The organism is Tianweitania sp. (assembly GCF_032053605.1).
Classification (GTDB): Bacteria; Pseudomonadota; Alphaproteobacteria; order Rhizobiales; family Rhizobiaceae; genus Tianweitania.
The window spans coordinates 25,959-26,432 of the sequence record NZ_DAMBUH010000004.1; the positions used below are offsets into that span (position 1 = coordinate 25,959).

A 474-nucleotide genomic window follows, 5' to 3' on the forward strand; every position below is an offset into this window, starting at 1 on the left:
TCGACGCTGAGAATGGCGCCGGCGATCGCTGCGGCTGCGGCTGGGGCGTCGGCGATGTCGAAGATGCGCGCAACGGCCTGATGCAGGCGTGGGGCCATGCCCGCATCCTGCTTGCGCGTAGCATCGGCCGCGGCGCCTGTTTCGATCAGGGTCTTCGCCTGAGCGGTGCCGCCATTTTCCAGCTTGAACAGAAGGAAGACCGCGGAGATCGACATGATGATGCGCGCTGCCGGATGCAGCACGACATTGGAGTTTCGGTCCTGCCGGATGGCGACGAAGTCCCGCACGCTTTCCTCGAAAGCGAGGATGACATCAGTGATTGTTGGACGTGTCAGCCTCAGGTCGAGCGTTTCGCAGATCAGCATGCACTGGCCATCGAAGCGAGCGACATGAAGGAACACGTCCTGCGTGGCGGTGTCGAAGAACACCATCCACGGGTCGCCGGCATCCGTCTGGCCGCGATCGATGCCGATC

General features: G+C 63.1%; 1 protein-coding gene. It reads right to left on the reverse strand.

What is annotated here, in order from left to right; genetic code table 11:
* On the reverse strand, positions 1–474 hold a 474-nt coding region (locus tag RTX98_RS01960), incomplete at both ends, for a hypothetical protein (RefSeq protein ID WP_312794203.1).